This is a genomic window from Ornithinimicrobium sp. F0845 (assembly GCF_023015765.1).
Taxonomy (GTDB): domain Bacteria; phylum Actinomycetota; class Actinomycetes; order Actinomycetales; family Dermatophilaceae; genus Ornithinicoccus.
The window spans coordinates 169,797-189,504 of the sequence record NZ_JALKAL010000007.1; the positions used below are offsets into that span (position 1 = coordinate 169,797).

General features: G+C 71.8%; 20 protein-coding genes. 7 read left to right on the top strand and 13 right to left on the bottom strand.

Annotation, left to right across the window (positions count from 1 at the left end):
• The first annotated feature begins 17 nt into the window (after positions 1 to 17).
• Together MWU75_RS11990 and MWU75_RS11995 are read left to right on the top strand one after the other, a co-directional pair.
• A complete protein-coding gene (locus MWU75_RS11990) occupies positions 18 to 251 on the top strand; it encodes a YlcI/YnfO family protein (RefSeq protein WP_247091229.1) in 234 nt (77 codons plus the stop codon).
• A gap of 3 nt (positions 252 to 254) precedes the next feature.
• On the top strand, positions 255 to 569 hold the full coding sequence (locus tag MWU75_RS11995; protein ID WP_247090942.1) for a type II toxin-antitoxin system PemK/MazF family toxin: 315 nt from the start codon (positions 255 to 257) through the stop codon (positions 567 to 569).
• Positions 570 to 611: 42 nt separating this feature from the next.
• On the opposite strand, the gene MWU75_RS12000 is transcribed toward MWU75_RS11995, so the two are convergent.
• The 5 genes from MWU75_RS12000 to hutH form a co-directional block, all read right to left on the bottom strand.
• Positions 612 to 1,907, bottom strand: a complete 1,296-nt coding sequence (locus MWU75_RS12000) for an MFS transporter (RefSeq protein WP_247090944.1) — start codon at positions 1,905 to 1,907, stop codon at positions 612 to 614.
• 27 nt (positions 1,908 to 1,934) lie between these two features.
• Positions 1,935 to 2,477 carry a Uma2 family endonuclease gene (locus MWU75_RS12005; RefSeq protein WP_247090946.1) on the bottom strand — a complete coding sequence of 181 codons (543 nt, stop codon included), beginning with the start codon at positions 2,475 to 2,477 and terminating at the stop codon, positions 1,935 to 1,937.
• Positions 2,478 to 2,563: 86 nt separating this feature from the next.
• Positions 2,564 to 3,106: a Uma2 family endonuclease gene (locus MWU75_RS12010; protein ID WP_247090948.1), complete on the bottom strand. Its 543-nt coding sequence runs from the start codon at positions 3,104 to 3,106 to the stop codon at positions 2,564 to 2,566.
• Between the two features lie 237 nt (positions 3,107 to 3,343).
• Positions 3,344 to 4,999 (bottom strand): urocanate hydratase, encoded by a 1,656-nt coding sequence (hutU, locus tag MWU75_RS12015; protein WP_247090950.1) that lies wholly within the window; start codon positions 4,997 to 4,999, stop codon positions 3,344 to 3,346.
• 145 nt (positions 5,000 to 5,144) lie between these two features.
• The gene (hutH, locus tag MWU75_RS12020) at positions 5,145 to 6,764 is read right to left on the bottom strand and encodes a histidine ammonia-lyase (RefSeq protein ID WP_247090952.1); all 1,620 of its coding nucleotides are present in this window, start codon (positions 6,762 to 6,764) and stop codon (positions 5,145 to 5,147) included.
• A gap of 132 nt (positions 6,765 to 6,896) precedes the next feature.
• Between hutH and MWU75_RS12025 the strand changes: the two genes are divergently transcribed.
• Positions 6,897 to 7,163 (top strand): hypothetical protein, encoded by a 267-nt coding sequence (locus tag MWU75_RS12025; RefSeq protein ID WP_247090954.1) that lies wholly within the window; start codon positions 6,897 to 6,899, stop codon positions 7,161 to 7,163.
• 384 nt (positions 7,164 to 7,547) lie between these two features.
• On the opposite strand, the gene MWU75_RS12030 is transcribed toward MWU75_RS12025, so the two are convergent.
• The 7 genes from MWU75_RS12030 to MWU75_RS12060 form a co-directional block, all read right to left on the bottom strand.
• Positions 7,548 to 8,249, bottom strand: coding sequence for a bacterial proteasome activator family protein (locus MWU75_RS12030; protein WP_281497152.1), 702 nt, complete (start codon positions 8,247 to 8,249; stop codon positions 7,548 to 7,550).
• Complete coding sequence (locus MWU75_RS12035; RefSeq protein ID WP_247090956.1) at positions 8,246 to 9,238, bottom strand: NAD(P)H-quinone oxidoreductase; 993 nt, start codon at positions 9,236 to 9,238, stop codon at positions 8,246 to 8,248. Before MWU75_RS12035 ends, MWU75_RS12030 begins: the two co-directional genes overlap by 4 nt.
• 68 nt (positions 9,239 to 9,306) lie before the next feature.
• The gene (locus MWU75_RS12040) at positions 9,307 to 10,080 is read right to left on the bottom strand and encodes an IclR family transcriptional regulator (RefSeq protein WP_247090958.1); all 774 of its coding nucleotides are present in this window, start codon (positions 10,078 to 10,080) and stop codon (positions 9,307 to 9,309) included.
• A gap of 485 nt (positions 10,081 to 10,565) precedes the next feature.
• Complete coding sequence (locus MWU75_RS12045) at positions 10,566 to 11,576, bottom strand: hypothetical protein (RefSeq protein ID WP_247090967.1); 1,011 nt, start codon at positions 11,574 to 11,576, stop codon at positions 10,566 to 10,568.
• Entirely contained in the window at positions 11,573 to 12,085 is a 513-nt protein-coding gene (locus MWU75_RS12050; RefSeq protein ID WP_247090969.1) for an NUDIX domain-containing protein, read from the bottom strand. The genes MWU75_RS12045 and MWU75_RS12050 overlap by 4 nt, the downstream gene beginning before the upstream one ends.
• The gene (locus MWU75_RS12055) at positions 12,085 to 12,903 is read right to left on the bottom strand and encodes a hypothetical protein (RefSeq protein WP_247090972.1); all 819 of its coding nucleotides are present in this window, start codon (positions 12,901 to 12,903) and stop codon (positions 12,085 to 12,087) included. Before MWU75_RS12055 ends, MWU75_RS12050 begins: the two co-directional genes overlap by 1 nt.
• Positions 12,904 to 13,093: 190 nt before the next feature.
• Complete coding sequence (locus MWU75_RS12060; protein WP_348647765.1) at positions 13,094 to 14,830, bottom strand: FAD-binding dehydrogenase; 1,737 nt, start codon at positions 14,828 to 14,830, stop codon at positions 13,094 to 13,096.
• A 65-nt stretch (positions 14,831 to 14,895) separates the two neighbouring features.
• Between MWU75_RS12060 and MWU75_RS12065 the strand changes: the two genes are divergently transcribed.
• Entirely contained in the window at positions 14,896 to 16,656 is a 1,761-nt protein-coding gene (locus tag MWU75_RS12065; RefSeq protein ID WP_247090975.1) for a metallophosphoesterase, read from the top strand.
• Positions 16,653 to 17,012 carry a bleomycin resistance protein gene (locus MWU75_RS12070; RefSeq protein ID WP_247090977.1) on the top strand — a complete coding sequence of 120 codons (360 nt, stop codon included), beginning with the start codon at positions 16,653 to 16,655 and terminating at the stop codon, positions 17,010 to 17,012. Before MWU75_RS12065 ends, MWU75_RS12070 begins: the two co-directional genes overlap by 4 nt.
• A gap of 125 nt (positions 17,013 to 17,137) precedes the next feature.
• Here the strand turns inward: MWU75_RS12070 and thpR are convergent, their stop codons facing one another.
• Positions 17,138 to 17,722 carry an RNA 2',3'-cyclic phosphodiesterase gene (thpR, locus tag MWU75_RS12075; protein WP_247090979.1) on the bottom strand — a complete coding sequence of 195 codons (585 nt, stop codon included), beginning with the start codon at positions 17,720 to 17,722 and terminating at the stop codon, positions 17,138 to 17,140.
• A 75-nt stretch (positions 17,723 to 17,797) separates the two neighbouring features.
• On the opposite strand from thpR, the gene MWU75_RS12080 reads away from it, so the two are divergent.
• Positions 17,798 to 18,664 carry a carbohydrate kinase family protein gene (locus MWU75_RS12080; RefSeq protein ID WP_247090980.1) on the top strand — a complete coding sequence of 289 codons (867 nt, stop codon included), beginning with the start codon at positions 17,798 to 17,800 and terminating at the stop codon, positions 18,662 to 18,664.
• A 58-nt stretch (positions 18,665 to 18,722) separates the two neighbouring features.
• The gene (locus MWU75_RS12085; protein WP_247090982.1) at positions 18,723 to 19,637 is read left to right on the top strand and encodes a carbamate kinase; all 915 of its coding nucleotides are present in this window, start codon (positions 18,723 to 18,725) and stop codon (positions 19,635 to 19,637) included.
• The last annotated feature ends 71 nt before the right edge of the window (positions 19,638 to 19,708 follow it).

Below are 19,708 nucleotides of genomic sequence, written 5' to 3' on the forward strand. Positions count from 1 at the left end.
TTAGGTATGCTGGTCTCATGACCAAGCAGATCGCGATCCGACTGCCGGACGAGCTCGTGGCTTTTCTCGACCGCACTGTCGCCGAGGGTCGGGCGTCCAGTCGCGCATCCGTGGTGAGTTCCGCGCTGGAGCGCGAGATCCGCCGTCAGCTGGCCGAGCGGGACGCGGAGATCCTGCGTGCCGTCGGGCCAGAGGACGACCTTGACGACCTCGTCGCCTGGACAGTCCCCCACGCCGTGACCGAGGACTAGCCGATGCGTGAGATCTGCCTGGCCCGACTGGACACGACGCGACCGGTCCTCGTGCTGACCAGGGAAGCAGCCAGGGGCACGATGTCGAAAGTGACTGTCGCTCCGATCACCTCCACGGTCAAAGGCCTCGCCAGCGAGGTCCCCATCGGGCCCGGGAACGGGCTTGAGCACCCCTCGGCGGTCTCGCTGGACAACGTCCTCACCATCCGGTCCGAGCTCCTGGGCCGCACCATCGGGTTTCTCCACGACCGCGAGGAGCCCGCCCTGGCACGGGCCATCGTCGTGGCCTACGACCTGGACGTGCCCCTCCCACACTGACTGTCATTCACCGAACCCTGGTCAGGCACCCATCAGGGGCAGCTACGTCGCACCGCGACTGACCTCGGGCAGGGTCCGACTCACGAGCACCCCACCCAGACCGAGTATGCCGAGGAAGAGCAGGGCGACCTCCTCACCCAGGAGCGCCAGACCTCCCGAAAGCGCCCCGGCCACCAGCAGGAGGACCCCCATCGCGGTGTTGGCGACCGCGACATACTCCGTGCGCTGGTCGCCCTCGGCCAGGTCGACCACATAGGTCTTGCGCGCCACCCGCACCCCGGTGTGGGTCAGGGCCAGCAGCAGGTAGGTCACCGGATAGAGCCACCACCCCTCGCGCAGCGCGGGCACCAGGAGCAGGAGCAGGAACCCCGCGATCACCGCGGATGCTGCCCCAGCACCCCAGACCATCAGGTCCCGCGAGGACCGGTCGGCCAGGCGCCCGAAGGTCCGGCCACCGATGAGCCCGGCGATGCCCTGGGCGATCACGAATGGGCCGAGCCCGGACAGCCCGCCGCCGCCGGACTGCGCCGCGAGCGCCACCACGAAGGGCGGGCTCAGCGCCGAGACCAGCAGCAGGGTGCGGGCCAGGACGAACCGCCGGAAGGTGCGGTCCTCGCGCAGCAGCGCCACCGCACGCCCGGCCCAGCCCGAGGTCTCGGTGCCGGGGGTCGGCTCCTCGTCCGGCTCACGGATCCCGAGGAAGACCACCAGTGCCAGCACCCAGAGCACGGCGGCGATCGCGAGGAGCCAGGCGAGCACACCGGCACCGGCCCCGTCACCGCCGAGCAGCCGTATGCCGACACCCAGGCTGATCGCGACCGCGCCGGACAGGACCGTGGTCACGCCGGTGATCTGACCCCGCTCGCCCTTGGGCACGGTGCGGCCCAGCACATCCTTGCCGGCCAGTGAGGTGAGTGCCCTGGCCAGGGCGAAGACCGCGAGCGCCACCAGGATGACCAGCCCCGCAACGAGACCGTCCAGGACTGCGGCAGCACCCGACATACTGGCTGCTCCCAACGCCTGGCCGGCGGCCCCGAGCACCCAGAGGTGTCGGCGGCGGCGGGTCCGCTCGACCCACGGGGCCAGCGCCGCCTGCGGCAGCATCGACCCGGACTCCCGGATCGGCACCAGCAGACCGGTCAGGCCGGCGGGCACCCCGAGAGCGGCGAACAGCCACGGCAGCACGGTCTTGGCGTTGACCACCTGGTCGCCCGTGGCCTGGAGCGCCTCCGCGACGATCTGGCGCGTGCCGTTGGCCGCCACCTCGCGCTGCTCGTCGCGCGACTGGTCACTGCGGTCGGCACGGACGAGGCGCTGATAGACCGAGGTGAGGCTCACCGCCCCAGTGTGCCCGCGCCGTCGACCTCAGCGCGCCAGGTCGGCGGGCCGGAAGCTCACCGGGAAGGGCGCGTCAGTCTCGAAAAGGCCGTCGCCCTGGACGACCTGATCCGACTCGTAGGTCTCACCGACCAGCCGGAAGACGCGGATCGCCGGGTGCAGCGGATCGACCACCCAGTAGTGCTCGACCCCGAACCGGCCCAGCACCTCGGGCTTGCGCACCAGGTCGGTGCGACGGCTCGACGGCGACAGGATCTCCACCGCCAGCACTGGTGGCTGTGCCACGTACTTCCCGGACCGCACCTCCCGCGGGACGACCATGAGATCGGGCTGCAGCATGCTGCGCTCCCCCGCGAGCAGGTCGAGCGGGGCGGCGAGCACCCGAAGGCTTTCCGGGACCGCCCGCGCGAGAACGACGAAGAGCTCGCTACTGACGACTTGATGGGTCACACCGGGGCTCGGTGACACGACCAGCTCACCCTCGATGAGCTGGACGGTCATGTCGTCCCGCTGTTCCCGGTACGCATACAGGTCCTCGACCGTGTAGATGCCGACCTCGGTCATGCTCATGGTCTCCATGGTGCCCCTCCCGATTCATGGCGTCCACCGTGACACAGAGCGGCACACCACCTCAGGAGTTGTCCACACCCTCGCGGTCAGCGCGCAAGATCAGCCGGACGGAAACTCACCGGGAACGGCACCGCGATCTCGAAAAGGTCGTCGCCCAGCACGACCTGACCTGACTCGTAGGTCCCGCCGACCAATCGGAACGGCCGGATGGCCGGGTGCACCGGGTCGACCACCCAATAGTGCTCGACCCCGAACTCGGACAACACCTCTGGCTTGCGCACCAGGTCGGTGCGCCGACTCGACGGCGACAGGATCTCCACCGCGAGGATGGGCGGGGTCGTGACCTCAGCACCGCGACGATCGACGTCGTCGATCACGAGGATGTCAGGCTGCACGACAGTGCTCTCCCCCGCCCTCACGTCGAGCGGGGCAGACAGCACGAGGACCCTCCCCGGGGCCGCGGCCAGGAGGACGCCGAACAACCGCGAGTGGACGACCTGATGGACGACGCTCGGGCTCGGTGACACGACCAGCTCACCCTCGATGAGCTGGACTGTCATGTCGTCCCGCTGCTCGCGATAGGCATGCAGGTCCTCGACCGTGTAGATGCCCACCTCGGTCATGCTCATGGTCCCCATGGTGCCCCTCCCGGTTCATGGGGGCCAGCGTGCATGATCTCAGCCTGCGGGGTCAGACGTTGTCCACAGCAGTCGGCACGGCCTGTGCCGGGCCCGGCGGTCAGGCTCCTCCGACACCATCCGGGTGCTGCGTGCGCGTTCGCATCTCACGTTCGAACGGCGGTTGCTGATCGAGGCGCTCACCACTGCTCAGGTACGAGGCCCCGCCGAGGCGAGCCCACGGCATACTCACTCCTCGCGCATCGGCACCCGCACGCCGCGCTCGTCGGCGACCTCCTCGGCCAGGTCGTAACCGGCGTCCACGTGCCGGATCACGCCCATGCCCGGGTCGTTGGTCAGCACCCGGGCCAGCTTCTGCGCGGCCAGCTCGGTCCCGTCCGCGAGGGAGACCTGGCCGGCGTGCATCGAGCGGCCGATCCCGACGCCACCGCCATGGTGCAGCGACACCCACGAGGCGCCGGAGGAGGTGTTGACCAACGCGTTCAGCAGCGGCCAGTCGGCGATCGCGTCGGAGCCGTCGGCCATCGACTCGGTCTCGCGGTAGGGGCTGGCGACCGAGCCGCAGTCCAGGTGGTCGCGCCCGATCACGATCGGCGCCTCCACCTCGCCGCGGGCGACCATGTCGTTGAACTTCAGGCCCGCCTTGTCCCGCTCGCCGTAGCCGAGCCAGCAGATCCGCGCCGGCAGCCCCTCGAAGGCGACCTTCTCCCCCGCCCCACGCAGCCACTTCTGCAGGTGGTCGTTGTCCGGGAACAGGTCCATCACCGCCCGGTCGGTCGCGGCGATGTCGGCCGGGTTGCCGGACAGCGCGGCCCACCGGAACGGGCCCTTGCCCTCGCAGAACAGCGGCCGGATGTAGGCCGGCACGAACCCCGGGAAGTCGAAGGCCCGCTCGAAGCCACCCTTGCGCGCCTCGTCCCGGATCGAGTTGCCGTAGTCGAAGACCTCGGCCCCGCCGTCCAGGAACCCGACCATCGCCTCGACGTGCTTGGCCATCGACGCCTGCGCCCGGTCGGTGAACTCCTCGGGCTTCTTCTCGGCATACTCCGCCCACTCCCCCAGCGCCACGCCCTCGGGCAGGTAGGACAGCGGGTCGTGCGCGGAGGTCTGGTCGGTCACGATGTCGATGGCCACGCCACGGCGCAGCAGCTCGGGGAAGACCTCAGCAGCGTTGCCGACGACGCCGATGGAGACGGCCTCGTGCGCCTCCTTGGCGGCCAGCGCCCGCTCGACGCCGGCGTCCAGGGAGTCGGCGACCTCGTCCAGATAGCGGCTCTTCACCCGGCGCCGCAGCCGCGACTCGTCGACGTCCACGATCAGGCAGACGCCGCCGTTGAGGGTCACGGCCAGCGGCTGCGCACCCCCCATGCCACCGCAGCCGCCGGTCAGGGTCAGCGTGCCCGCGAGGGTGTCGTTGAACTTCTTGGCGGCGATGGCCGCAAACGTCTCATAGGTGCCCTGGAGGATCCCCTGCGTGCCGATGTAGATCCAGGAGCCGGCGGTCATCTGGCCGTACATGGTCAGCCCGAGGTGCTCCAGGCGGCGGAACTCCGGCCAGGTCGCCCAGTCCGGCACCAGGTTGGAGTTGGCGATCAGCACGCGCGGGGCCCACTCGTGGGTCTGGAAGACACCGACGGGCCGGCCGGACTGCACCAGCATGGTCTCGTCCTCGCGCAACGTGGTGAGCGTGCGGACCATGGCGTCGAAGGACTTCCAGTCCCGCGCGGCACGGCCGGTCCCGCCGTAGACGACGAGGTCGTCCGGCCGCTCGGCCACCTCGGGGTCGAGGTTGTTCATCAGCATCCGCAGCGGGGCCTCGGTGGCCCAGCTGCGCGCGGTGAGGGTGGTGCCGCGTGCTGCGCGGACGGGGCGGGCGCCTTCCATGGTGCTCTCCTTTGAGTATGTCGTGAGGCTGGGTCTGCGGGTCAGGTTCCGGTGGTCGGTGGGTGCGTCGGTGATCTCGGACGATCGGCAAAACCACTACGAAAATGCGGGCCCGGCCGACAAAACCACTATGAAAATTGGGGGGTCAGTGGAGGGGGCCGGTGACTGACTCGGCGGCGCGGCGGACCGCGCCGTCGGCGACCAGGTCGACCACCGTCTCGATCTCGGGGGCGAGGAAGCGGTCCGGGCCGGGGCCCTGGACCGGGTCGTAGCCAGCGCCCTCGATCTCCTCGGTGCCCTCACCGGGCACGTGGCCGGTGCGCAGCAGCGAGACCACCGCAGCGGTCGCGGGGGCCGGCGTGAGGGGTGCCCGCAGATCCAGGGCGCGGGCGGCGGTGAGCACCTCGACGGCGAGGACCCGGGTGAGGCCGTCGACGGAGCGGCGCAGCTTGCGGGCGGCGGACCACCCCATGGAGACGTGGTCCTCCTGCATGGCCGAGCTCGGGATCGAGTCGACGCTGGCCGGGTTGGCCAGGCGCTTGAGCTCGGAGACGATGGCCGCCTGGGTGTACTGCGCGATCATGTGCCCGGAGTCGACACCGGGGTCGTCGGCCAGGAACGGGTTGAGGCCGTGGTTGCGTGCGACGTCCAGGAACCGGTCGGTGCGGCGCTCAGAGATGCTGGCCACGTCGGCCGCCACGATCGCCAGGAAGTCCAGGACGTAGGCGACCGGTGCGCCGTGGAAGTTGCCGTTGGACTCGACGCGGCCGTCGGGGGTGACGACCGGATTGTCGACGGCCGCGGCCAACTCGCGACCGGCCACGGTGGCGCAGTGGCTCATCGTGTCGCGGGCGGCACCGTGCACCTGGGGGCTGCAGCGCAGGGAGTAGGCGTCCTGCACGCGGGTGCACGCCTCGGGGTCGCGGTGACTCTCCCGGATGGCGCTGTCCGCCATCAGGGCGCGCAGGTTCGCGGCGGACAGTGCCTGGCCGGGGTGGGGACGGAGCGCCTGGAGGTCGGCGGCGAAGACGTCGTCCGTGCCGAGCAGACCCTCGACGCTCATCGCGGCCGCGACGTCGGCGGTCGCGAGCAGGGTGTCCAGGTCGGCGAGGGCCAGGACGAGCTGGCCGAGCATCCCGTCGGTGCCGTTGATGAGGGCCAGCCCCTCCTTCTCGGCGAGCTGGACCGGCTCGATCCCGGCAGCGGCAAGCGCCTCGGCGGCCTCGGTGATGTCGCCGTCGTCGTTGCGCACCAGACCCTCGCCCATGACCGCGAGAGCGCAGTGGGCGAGCGGGGCGAGGTCGCCGGAACAGCCGAGCGAGCCGTACTCGTGGACGACCGGTGTGATGCCCGCGTTGAGCAGCGCGGCATAGGCCTGCGCGGTCTCGACGCGGACGCCGGTGCGGCCGGTGGCGAGCGTGGACAGTCGCAGCAGCATGGTCGCGCGCACCACCTCGCGCTCGACCTCCGGACCGGACCCGGCGGCGTGGCTGCGGACCAGGCTGCGCTGCAGCTGGGCGCGCAGCTCGGCGGGGATGTGCTTGGTGGCCAGGGCGCCGAAGCCGGTCGAGATGCCGTAGTGCGGGACCGGGTCCTCGGCCAGCGCCTCGATCACCGCGCGGCTGGCGGCGATGCCCTCCAGCGCCTCGGCAGAGATCTCGACCGGCACGCCGTGCCGGGCCACGGCGACCACCTCGGCGGGACTCAGGGGCCCTGCCTCGATCGAGACGGTGGACGGGGCGTCGGGGGTGGCGGTGCGGCTCATGGTGACATTCCACCGTGCCCAGGACCGCCCGACCAGCGGTCATGACCTCTTGGTGTCCCACATGTGGGACAACGTCGCCTCTCACGTGGTCGTGGCGCGTCGTGCAGGCAGACTGGGGTCAGGAGGTAGGAGATGACACACGACCCGGACCACGACATGCGCGCCATGCACCCCGGTCTGCGCAACGGGCTCGGCGACCGCAGGCTGGACGAGGCCTACCGCGCCGCGCAGGAGGGGCGGGGCGCGGAGCAGGTGCCGTGGGAGCTTCGCGGCACACGACGCCCCGCGTCCTCGACCACCTCACGCCGGCCGCGGGGTGGGCACTCCGCCACCACGCGGGTGATCCTTGCGCTGCTGCTGGTCGTCGCTCTCGTCGCTGCGCTCGTCGGCCGCTGGTAGCCAGGGGACAGGTGAAGGGCCCTTCGGCAGTATGAGTGCCAAAGGGCCCTTCGGGTGACAGGGTCAAGGGTGACGGTCCTGTCGATCCCACCGGCTTCCGTGATCCCACCCGCCCCGTCACCTGGGCTGGTGCGACGAGCGAACCCGTCGGATGGATCACCTTTTCCGGTGTATCCCACCGTCCCTTGCGGGATGGCGTGAGACATTTCTAGGTCACCGGGAAAGGTTCCGCAAGGGGTTTGGCAAAGATTTTTCGACGAATTTCTTTGTCCACAGGTTTATCCACGTCGCGCACCACTTTTCCACCGGTTTCAGGCCCTTATCCACGCCGTGTCCACACCCGCCTGTGGACAGACATGCCCAGGGCAGGGCCCCGCGCCAGGGTCAGAGGTACTGGCCCGTGGGGCCGGTCTCCTCGTCTCCACCGACGCCCGGTTGCCCCGGCCTTCCGGGGGCGCCCGGGACCTGCCCGGGAGCCTGGCCCGGGACGACGGACCCGCCCGGGAGCGCCAGCCGGATCTGCTGCAGCTGCTGCTGGGCGGCCATCTGCTGGGCGACGATCGCGGTCTGGATGCCGTGGAACAGCCCCTCCAGCCACCCCACCAGCTGTGCCTGGGCGATCCGGAGCTCGGCCTCGCTCGGCGCGGTGTCGGTCAGCGGCAGGGTGATCCTCTCCAGCTCCTCGACCAGCTCGGGGGCGAGCCCCTGCTCGAGCTCGGTGATGGAGCGGCGGTGGATCTCCGCCAGGCGGGCCCGCCCGGCCTCGTCGAGCGGCGCCTCACGGACCTCCTCGAGCAACTGCTTGACCATCGTGCCCAACCGCATCACCTTGGCCGGCTGCTCGACCAGCTCGGAGGGCTTGCGGCGGGCGGACTCCTGGCCGTCCTCGGGCTCGGCCACGCCCATCCCGTCCTGGGTGACCACCACGACCCGGCGCTGCTGCCCGTCGCCCTGGTCCTGGGGACTGCGGTCCTCGGGGGCCTGGGGACTGCGCTCCTCGGGGGCCTGGGGACTGCCGTCCTCGGGGGCGGGAGACTCTCCCTCTGGCTTCGGGGCGACGGATTCCGGCGGCTGGTTCTCGGTCATGCTTCCATCCTGCCAACGTCGAGCAGGATCTTCCCGATGTGGCTGCTTGTCTCCATCAGCCGGTGGGCCTCGGCGGCCTGCTCCAGCGGGAAGCGCTGGTGGACGATCGGCTTCACCCGACCGGCCGCGACCAGGGGCCAGACGTGCTCGCGCACCGCCGCGACGATCGTGGCCTTCTCCGCCGCCGGGCGGGCCCGCAGGGACGTGGCGATGACGGCGGCACGCTTAGCCAGCAGCCGCCGCAGGTCGAGCTCGGCCTTGGCGCCACCCTGAAGCCCGATGACCACCAACCGACCGTTCTCGGCGAGCAGGTCGGTGTTGCGGTCCAGGTACTTGGCGCCGACGACGTCCAGGATCACGTCGGCCCCGTGGCCCTCGGTGGCCGCCCGGAGCTCCTCCACGAAGTCCTGCTCCCTGTAGTTGACCAGGATCTCCGCGCCGAGCTCGGCGCAGGCGGCGAGCTTGTCCTGCGACCCGGCGGTGACGCCCACACGCGCTCCGACCTCGCGGGCGAGCTGGATCGCCATGGTGCCGATGCCGCTGGACCCGCCGTGGACCAGCAGCACCTCACCGGGCTGCAGGTTGGCGGTGAGGAAGACGTTGCTCCACACGGTGCAGGCCACCTCGGGCAGCGCCGCGGCCTCGGCCACGTCGACGCCCTCCGGCACCGGCAGGACCTGCCCTGCGGGGACGGCGACCTGCTCGGCATACCCACCACCGCTGAGCAGCGCGCACACCGGGTCACCGACCTGCCAGCCGTCCACACCGTCGCCGAGCTCGCTGATAGTGCCGCTGACCTCGAGACCCGGATACTCCGAGGCCCCCTCGGGCGGCGGGTAGAAGCCCTTGCGCTGCATGACGTCCGCCCGGTTGACACCGGCCGTGACGACGTCGATCAGCACCTCCCCGGCCCGCACCTGCGGGGCGGGGACGTCTGCGAGCACGAGGGCGTCGGCCTCGCCGGGCTCGGGAATGGTGATGGCGCGCATACCCCGACCCTACGGGGCCGACCGACGGCGCCCCCACGGCATACTCCCGTCGGCCGGAGGCCGTGCCGTCAGCTCTCGGCGGAGCCGCCCAGCCGCCGCGTCAGCTCGCCCGCGCACCACCGGGTGGCCGCCACCAGCTCGGCCCGGCCGGCCTCGTCGACCTCGCCCACGGGATAGGTGACCGCGATCCCGGCGACCGGGTGGTCGTTGTGCTCCTTGGCGGCCGAGGCCACCGAGGCCAGGCCCGGCGTGACCGAGTCCGACTCCGTCGCAAAACCGGCCGCCCGCACGTCCGTGAGGATCCGGCGGAGCCGGCTGAGTGAGGTCGGCCCCTGCCCGTGGCGTTGGACGAAGGCCTCCGCCGACGGATAGAGCGCGCGGACCTGGGCGGCCGGCAGCGCCGCCAGGATCGCCAGGCCGCTGGCCGTCAGCGTCGCGGGCAGCCGGACTCCGACGTCGGTGACCAGGGAGGGCCGGCCGACGACGCGCTCCTCGATGACGTAGAGCACGTCCCGTCCGTGCAGGACGACGAGGTGGGCGTTGTGCCCGGTCCGGTCGGCGAGCCTGGTCAGGAGCGGCCGGGCGAGGCGCTGCATCGGCTCCTGCCGGGAGTAGGCCGACCCGAGCTCGAAGGCCGCGACGCCCAGCCCGTAACGCCGCTCCTCGGGCAGGTGGGTCACGAAGCCCTGGTCCGCCAGGACGCCGAGGAGGCGGTAGGTGCTGGACCTCGGCAGGCCGAGCGACCGGGCGATCGAGGCGGCGGGCATCGGCCCGGCGTGCCGGCTGAGCAGCTTGAGCACCGCGAGGGCGTGCCCGGCGGCCGGGGCCTGCGAGGTGACCACCGCGCCAGTATGCCGTGTCCACAGTGTCCTGTGGACCGCCGGTGGATAAGGGGCGGGATCCGGTGGAAAAGGACGCATTCCTGTGCACAAACCTGTGCACAGAAAATTGACTGAAGAAATTCTCGCCGAACCCCTTGCGCTACCCGCTTCGGGTGACATAGAAATAACCCACGCACTCCCGAGAGGGAAGGCGGGATGGACCGGAATACTCGATCCGCAACGTAGGGCTTGCCCCTTCGCGACGACGGGCTCGCCTGTCGCACCAGCACGGTGACACCGCTGGTGGGAGTAGAGAGACCCGGCTCCATCGATGGGATGTCACCCTCGTCCCCATCACCCTGAAGGGCCCTTGGCACTCATACTGCCAAGGGCCCTTCACCTGTGTGGGGGCAGCTCTGTGTGGGGGCGGCACGTGTGCGGGGGCACGTGCACGGGACCGCCCCGGAGCTCCAGACCGGGACGGGCCTGCGGGCGGGAGGAGTGGGCTACTCGAACAGGATGTACTCCGGCTGGGGGTCCAGGCCGAGGACCTCCTCACCGGTCATGATCGGCCCGAGCACGAGGTCCTCCTCGTAGAAGAGCTTGAAGCCGGGGACCACGTGCTCCGGCTTCGTCTCGTTGACCAGGTCGTAGGTCTTGATCTTGTCCGACGGGGCACCGATGCCGTCGACCGACTTGATCAGCACGACCCCGTCGTGGTGGCGCAGGTCCTGCTCGTCGCGCACGACGCCGGGGTGCACCTGGTGATAGACCATGACCTTCTCCGGCAGCGCGTGCTCCTCGACGAGGCTGGCCAGGTAGGCGGCGACCTCGTCCAACTCCTCCCCGGTGGTCCGGCCGTAGACCCGCCCGGGGATCTGCCCGTCCTCGACCGCCCACTCGGGGTCGAGGGCGACGCCCACATCGGGCTCGACCAGCCACTTCTCGTAGTGCTTGACCTCGTCGATGAAGTCCGCCCGGCCGGGCTGGATGTTCAGCAGCAGTATGCCGTCGTGCCGGCGGGCGGCGTCCAGGTGATCCTGGATCACCGACTCGGGGATGTAGGTGCGGAACATCCCGTCGGCGCCGGGCGTCGCGTGGACGACGGTGGCGATGAGCTCCAGGACGGGCAGGAGGTCCCGCCCCCCGGCATACTCCTCACCACGCTCCTCCATCTCGACCACCCGCTCGTCCAGGTCACCGATGCCCATCCGGCCCATGCCGGGCGAGCCGGGCAGGCCGGAGTAGCCGAACAGCCGGAAGCGGGGGAAGATCTCGGTCCCGCCCCGCGGCAGCTCGATGGCCTGGGGGGCCTCCGTCGTCACCTCGACGTCGTCCGGGGGCGGCTGCTGGGTGGGCCCGGCCGTGGCGTCGCCGCCGTCCTGCTCGGGAGCGGCGTCGGCACGCGAGGTCGCCGGCGGCTGCGTGCCCTCGGGGGCCGCGTCCGAACAGCCGGTCAGCAGCACGGCGAGCGCGCTGCCTCCGGCGAGCAGGACCCTCCACGACCTCCGGCTCATGATGCCTCCTCCACCAGGCGCCCCGGCGCCGGCTCGTGGTCCACGCTGCCGGCGAGTTCCAGGATGCGCCGGGTCTCGTGGTCGGTCTCGGTCAGCTCGGCCGGGCTCCACCACCGCGCCTTGCGGGCCTCGGTCGCCAACGCGACCTGCGGACGTTCCGCGACCCGGACGCGGTAGATCACGTCGATCTGCTGTGTCGAGGCGTGCACCCCGACCGCGATCGGGTCGCCGGGCTCGATGTCCAGCCCGACCTCTTCGCGCACCTCGCGCCGCACGGCGTCCTCGGGCTCCTCCCCGCGCCCCAGCAGACCGCCGGGCAGGCTCCAGCCGAGCCGGTGGGGCTGCCACAGCAGCAGGACCTCCCCGTCGTGCTCGACCAGGCACACCGCCCCGACCGTGTAGCTCGGGGTGCCCGCCCGCACCAGCGTGCGCTTCAGCGGCCCGGGGATCCTGCGGAAGCCGACCAGCGCCGCCGTGCCGACCTTGCGCCGGAGCACCGACAGGTCCATCAGCCCCTCCGCAGGGAGGAGACGAGCGCGATCGTGTCCGGGCTGCCGAAGTAGTCCCGCACCAGGACGCCCAGGTCCAGGTCGTGCCACACCTGGGGCGTCATGGCGGCCTCCTCGGTGAGGCTGCAGGTCGCCCGCCAGGTCTCGTAGGTCACAGTCCGGCCGTTGACCTCGCTCTGCGTCGTGGTCAGCGGCAGGCCCTCCGCCGAGGTCACGAGCAGGTCGACCTCGGAGTCGTCGGGGGTCGTGGGCGCCTCGGTCATCGCCGCCGCGTCCGGGGTGCTGGTGACAGTCGCGGCGTCGGCGATGCCGCCGTCGTCGGCGAACGGACAGGGCAGGGGGCCGGGTGTGGTGTGCCAGCCCTCGACCTGGCGGGGGGAGTATGCGGTGCCCGCGTGCCCGGGCAGCCAGTCCGGGCCGGCGGCGAGCAGCACCCCCGCGCAGCCGTCGATGGCCGGCAGCTCGTCGGCCGGCACCAGGCACCACTGCTGCGGCAGCGTGGCGCTCGGGTCTGGTGGCTCGGTCCGCTGGGCCGTGCCGAGCTCGACGATCGACCACGTGTCTGGCATGTCGAAGGCGATCCGGGTGCCCCCGGGGACGTCCAGGACGGTGGGCACCAGGGTCGCCGTGGTGGGGGCCGCGTCCGTGACCTCGCCGTCCGTGGGCTCAGGAGCCTGCGTGACCTCCTGGGTCACCACGGTCGTGCGGCCCGCCGCGTCCGTCGTGGTGATCTCGACCGACTCGCCCTCACCGTCACCCAGCGTGCAGCCGCTGCACACCAGGGCGGTGACCGCCAGTCCGAGACCCATCCCACGCATGGACTCATGCAACCACACGCAAGCGCCCCTCCGGGCGCGCGCAGCGAGGGACACCACCGGCCGACACGATGCTCCACTGCTTGTCAGGCGGTGGGGCCGGCGCCCGCGACACGAGGTGCCGGGTGGGCCGGCCGCCGCGACACGACGCGCCCGGTGGCGGCGGTGGGCCGCCCCGCCCGAGCCCTGGCCGTCAGCCCAGGTCCGTATGGACCGTCCGGCCGGCGGCGCGGCCGCTGAACAGGCAGCCGCCGAGGAAGGTGCCCTCCAGGGACCGGTAGCCGTGCACGCCACCGCCACCGAAGCCGGCGACCTCGCCCGCGGCGTAGAGCCCGGGGACCGGGTCGCCGTCGACGCCCAGGGCACGCGAGCCCAGGTCGGTCTGCACGCCGCCGAGGGTCTTGCGGGTCAACACCCGCAGGCGCACAGCGTGCAGCGGACCCTTCTCCACGTCGAGGAACCGGTGCGGCGCGGCCGTGCGGATGAGCCTGTCCCCGCGGTAGCGCCGGGTCGCCCGGACGAGAGCGACCTGGGCGTCCTTGCCGAACTCGTTCTCCAGCTCGGCGTCGCGCGCCTCGATCAGCGCCCGGATCCTGCTCGCCTCCAGCAGCCGGTCGCCGGTCAGCTCGTTCATCGCGGCGACCAGCTCCTCCACGGTGTCGGCGCTGACGAAGTCGATCCCGTCGTCGATGAACCGCTGGACGGGTCCCGGCGCTCCCGGCCGCACCCGGCCGAGCACCTGCGCGATGCTCTTGCCGGTCAGGTCCGGGTTCTGCTCCGACCCGGACAGCGCGAACTCCTTCTCGATGATCGCCTGGGTCAGGATGAACCAGGAGTAGTCGTGCCCGGTCTGCCGCAGGTGGGCCAGCGTGCCGAGCGTGTCGAAGCCCGGATACAGCGGCGCGGGCAGCCGGCGACCCTCCGCGTCCAGCCACAGCGACGACGGGCCGGGCAGGATGCGGATGCCGTGGTGGTCCCACACCGGCGAGTGGTTCTGGATCCCCTCGACGTAGTGCCACATCCGGTCCCGGTTGACCAGGCGCCCGCCGACGCCCTCGACCAGGGGCAGCATCGAGCCGTCGACGTAGGCCGGGACACCGGCCACCATGTTCTCCGCCGCCGGCGGTGTGCCGAGTCGCTCCGGCCAGAACTGCCGCACCATGTCTAGGTTGTGCCCGATGCCCCCGGAGGTCACCACCACCGCCTGGGCGGTGTAGTCGAAGTGGTCGACGACGCTGCGGGTGCTGCGGACACCCCGCCCGACGCCGTCGGTGGACAGCACCTCGCCCCGCACCCCCGTGACGGTGCCGTCGGTGGTGACCAGCTCGGTCACCCGGTGCCGACCGGCCAGGGTGAGGCGGCCCTCGGCGGCGGCCTGACGGCATACTGCCTCGAAGGGGGCGACGATGCCGGGGCCGGTGCCCCAGGTGATGTGGAAGCGCGGCACCCCGTTGCCGTGGCCGTCGGCCGTGCCGTCGCCGCGCTCGGCCCAGCCGACGACGGGGAAGAAGCGGACGCCCTTCTCATGGAGCCAGGCTCGCTTCTCCCCCGCGGCCCACTCGACATAGGCACGGGCCCAGCGCACCGCCTGGCTGTCCTCGTCCTCGAGCCGGTCGAACCCGGCAGTGCCGCGCCAGTCCCGCCAGGCCAGGTCGAAGCTGTCCTTGATGCCCATCCGGCGCTGCTCGGGGCTGTCCACCAGGAACAGCCCGCCGAACGACCACCAGGCCTGGCCGCCGAGGTGATCGGCCGACTCCTGGTCGACCAGGATCACCGACCGCCCCGCCTGGACCAGCTCGGCGGCGGCCACCAGCCCCGCCAGGCCCGCCCCCACCACGATGACGTCGGCCGACTGCTCTGTGTCCTTGGCCGGGGCGTTCCTGTCCGAGGGGTTCGTGTCCGGGGTGTTCCTGTCGGGGGTCGGGCTCACGTCCGGCTCCTCTCCTCCGCCTCGAGGCGGTATTCGTCGCTGTGGCACCTAAGATTCCAGACGCGATGACTCAAGCGGAAGAGCCCGTGACCCGCAGCACCGCCCCACCCCGTGCGTGGGCCGGTCGGCTGCGTGCCGTGCTGACCGTCCTGGTCCTCGCCGTCGTGGGCTACGCCGGGGGGATGGCGACCACGAACCTGTGGCCGATCACGACCGAGACCGACAACTTCAGCGCCGCCGTGCGGGTCTCCCCCTCGCCGTTCCAGGCCAACGTGGTCCACACCCCCACGGTCTTCGGTGACATCGACCTGCACTTCGCCGGACCCCTGCCCGCGCCCGGCATCGAGGCCCGGCTGCAGGTCAAGGAGGAGATCACCGACCTGTTCACCCGGGGGCGCGTGGACGTGGACGCGCTGACCCCGCAGGAGGGTGAGGTGCGCGAGGCGATGAACAGCGGCCTGCGCAACCTGGCGCTCAAGTTCGTCGGCGGTGTGCTCGTGACCCAGGCCGCGGTCGTTGGGCTGTGGCTGCTCGGGCGCTCGCACCTGCCGTGGCGACGGTCGGCGACCGCGGTCGGCGTGGCGACGGTCCTGGCGGTGACGGTGCCGTCGCTGGCCGCGATCACCACCTACCGCGCGACCAACTTCGCCGCCTTCGAGGCGACCAGCCTGCTCGGCACGGTCCGGGGCAGCGGCGGCATGTTCACGGACATCCAGGGCCAGGCCCAGCGCGCGACGCCCTACGTGCAGAACCTGCTGGCGCTCTCGGACGCCCTGCAGAACGAGTTCGTCCCCGCCGAGACCGCGGCCGACCCCGGCGCCCGTTTCCTGCTGATCTCCGACGTGCACGGGATGAACTACTACCCGCTGGTGCAGCAGATCGTCGAGGACGAGGAGATCACCGCGGTCATCGACACCGGCGACATGCTCAACTTCGGCCGGGTGCAGGAGGGCGAGCTGGCCGGGATGTACTCCGCGATCGCCGACCTCGGCGTCCCGTATGTCTTCGTCCGCGGCAACCACGACGCGCTCAACGCCACCGACGAGTCGCTGCTGCGGCGGCTGGAGCAGATCCCGAACGTCATCCTGCTCGAGCCCACCGCCGGGCAGTATGTCGAGGCGGACGTCGCGGGGGTACGGATCGAGGGGTTCAACGACTGGCGCTACTTCGCCGAGGTGAACGACGACTTCGGCGCGCAGCAGGCGGCCGCGGCCGAGCGCTTCGCCGAGGGCACCCAGGGCTGGCCGCTGCCGGACGTCCTGGTGAGCCACCAGCCCTATGCCCTGCGCCCGCTGGACACCGGCGGCGTCAAGGTCAACGGCCACATGCACGCCCCGGACCTCGACGGCAACCGGATCCAGGTGGGGACGTTCACCGGCGGCGGCCTGGTCAACCACTTCCAGGTCCCCGAGACGACCGGTGAGGACGAGGAGACCGCCGGTGAGCTCGTGGGTCAGCCCTACGCCTTCGACATCCTGGCCTTCGGCACCGACTGCTCGGTCCAGTCGCTGACCCGCTACACCTACCGCAACCTGGTCTCCGGACGGCCGCAGTTCGACAATGTCACGGTCATCAACGGCAACCGGGTCGCGGCCGACCCCGAGGAGGGCCGGACCTGCGGGGCCGACCTCGGCGTCAGCACCCAGGAGATCGTGCCCGTGCCCGAGGAGGAGCTGAGCCAGGAGGTCGACGACGATCCGGCCGTGCTGCTCGAGCCGCCCGTCGCGGACCTGCAGGAGCCCGCCGTGGTCGACCCCGCAGTCGTCGACCCCGCAGTCGTCGACCAGGCACCGGCGACGGCCCGACCGGCGGGAGCAGCCCCGTGAGCGACCACGCGAACCCCAACCTGCCCTCCTCCGACCTGGCGCGGACCTCCGCCTTCTACGCCGCGCTCGGCTTCGTCGAGACCTGGCACGACGACGGCTGGCTGATCCTGGAGCGGGGGGAGCTCCGGCTGGAGTTCTTCCCGTGGCCGGACGTCGACCCGCTCACCAGCGCGTTCAGCTGCTGCCTGCGGCTGGACGACCTGGATGGCTTCTACGCCGTATGCCGTGGCGCCGGTCTCCCCGAGGCCACCACCGGGCACCCCCGCCTGCACCCGCCGCGCGTCGAGGACTGGGGCGGCCGCGTCGGCGCGCTGATCGACCCCGACGGCACCCTGCTGCGCCTGATCCAGAACTGACCTCCAGGGAGTCGGGGTTTGTGTCCTGCAGCCCCAGGGTCAGGGCCCTGCAGTTGCAGGACATAGCGGGGGTCTCCGGCGCCTGCAAAACCACTACGAAAAGGCGTGTGGGACCTGCAAAACCACTACATTTTTTGGGGGGAACCGAGGGAGAAGGCGTGGCGCACCTCGTAGCGCGGGGACCGGCCGGGCCCCTCCCCCAGGTGGGACTCGATGAGCACGACCTCGTCGACCAGGAACTCCGGGGACTCGTAGGCGTCCAGCGACTGCACCCACCGGCCCGCCTTCACCCTCCGCGGCGACCGGGCCACGGTGATGTGGGCCGTGAACCGCTGCCCGTCGACGTCCGCGCCGGCGTGGCTCGACAGGTCGCGCAGGGCCCGTGACCAGCCCGCCAGCTCACGGCCGACCTCCTCGTCGGTGACCCCGATCCACATCACCTTCGCCGCGCCCGGGTCGGGGAAGGCGCCGGCCCGGCCCCACCGCATACTGACCGGTCGTTGGCGGCCGGCCCACTCGGTGGCGGAGGCGGCCAGGTCGTCCTCGCGGTGGTCTGGCAGGTCACCGAGGAAGGCGAGGGTCAGGTGGAGGTGCTGGACGCGGGTCCACCGCCAGGTGTGATCGGTGTCGGCCTCCCGCCTCGGCTCGAGGTGGGCGGCCAGGTGGTCGAGGACGTCGGGCGGCGGCAGCACCGCGAAGAACGCGCGCATCCACCCATCGTGCCAGTGCGCGTGGCGTGCGCCGCGTCGCTGGTCGGGGCCGCCGGTCGCGGCCAGGATGGACCCATGGTCGACGTGGAGGTCCTCGGACCCGCTTCCTGGAACACCCTCATCCACCTGGACCGGCTGCCCGAGCCACGGCCACAGACGGTCTTCGCCCGGTCCGCGGTCGAGACGCTCGGCGGCACCTCCGCCGGCAAGGCGCTGCACCTGGCAGACCTGGGGCGCCCGGTGTCCCTGACCACGGTGGTCGGCGACGACCCCGCCGGGCGGTCGGTGACCGACGCCCTGGATCGCGCCGGCCTCGCCGTTGACCGCGTCGCGGCGGTGGCCGGGACCGAACGGCACACCAACCTGATGACCCGGGAGGGTGCCCGTCTCTCGATCTACCTGACCCTGCCCGAGCCTGCCCCCGGGGCCCTGGGCCAGGTCACCACCACCCTGGCGGGACGGCTCGCCTCGACCCGCGCGGTGGTGGCCGACCTCGCCGGTTGGACCCTCGAGGTGGCGCGCCGCGCCAGGGTGCCGCGGGAGATGCTGTGGACAGACCTGCACGACTACGACGGACACGCCGAGTTCCACGGGGCCTTCGCCGACGCGGCCTCCCACGTCTTCCTCAACGCCGACGGCACGGCCAGCCCCGGGGACCTGATGCACCGGTTGGTCGATCGTGGCGCCCGGGTCGTGGTCTGCACCCTGGGCGCGGACGGTGCCCGGGCCGTCGACGCCGACCACCGCGAGTGGTCCGTGCCCGCATCGCCGGTGGCCGAGATCGTCGACACCAACGGCGCGGGGGACGGCTTCCTGGCCGGCTTCCTGCACGCCACCCTCGACGGAGCGGACATCGGTGCGGCCCTCACCGCCGGGGCCCGCCAGGCCGCGCGGGCGCTCGGCTCGTGGCACCTCAACCCGCTGCTGGACGCCGGCGACTGACCCCCGCCCCGGCGTGGGAACCCGCACGCGTCGGGTGGGCACCCGACATACTCTCCCCATGCGGATCGTGGTGGCGCTGGGTGGCAACGCGCTGCTCCAGCGCGGGCAGGTGCCCGACGCCGAGTCCCAGGTGGCCAACATCCGGCTCGCGATGCGGCAGCTGGCGCCGCTGACCGACGACCACTCGGTCGTCATCACCCACGGCAACGGCCCGCAGGTCGGGGTGCTGGCGATGGAGTCCGCGGCGGACCCGCGGCTGACCAAGTCCTACCCCTTCGACGCGCTCGGGGCGATGACGCAGGGGCTCATCGGGTACTGGATCCTGCAGGCGATCGGCAACGAGCGGCCGTATCGCCAGTTCGCCTCGATCATCAACCAGACCCTGGTGGACGTCGACGACCCGGCGTTCGAGGACCCCACGAAATTCGTCGGGGAGGTCTATCACGAGCAGCAGGCCCGCGAGCTCGCCGAGCGGCACGGGTGGTCGGTGAAGGCCGACGGCGACGGGTGGCGGCGGGTCGTCCCCTCCCCTCGGCCGCGGGAGATCATCGAGACCCAGCTGATCGACCACCTGCTCGGCGAGTCGATCATCGTCGTCTGTGCCGGCGGAGGGGGTGTGCCGGTCGTGCGCACCGAGACCGGCGACCTGCGCGGGGTGGAGGCGGTCATCGACAAGGACCGCTCGGCCGCACTCCTCGCCCGGCGCCTCAACGCCGACCGGCTGCTGGTGCTCACCGACGTGGAGAACGTCATCGAGGGCTTCGGCTCCGACGACCCGCACCCCATCAAGCGCACCACCCCGGAGCACCTGCGCACCCTCGACCTGCCGGCCGGCTCGATGGGCCCCAAGGTGGAGGCGGTGTGCCAGTTCGTCGAGGGGGGCGGGCACGGTGTCGCGGCCGCCATCGGCAGTCTCAGCGAGGCGGCGGACCTGGTGAACGGCGAGCGCGGGACGTTTGTGACCCGCGTCTGAGGTGCCCCGCACAAGGACGGGTCAGGTCTCGCGCTCGGGCGGCGAGCGAGGGGCGACCCGCTGCTTGCGGG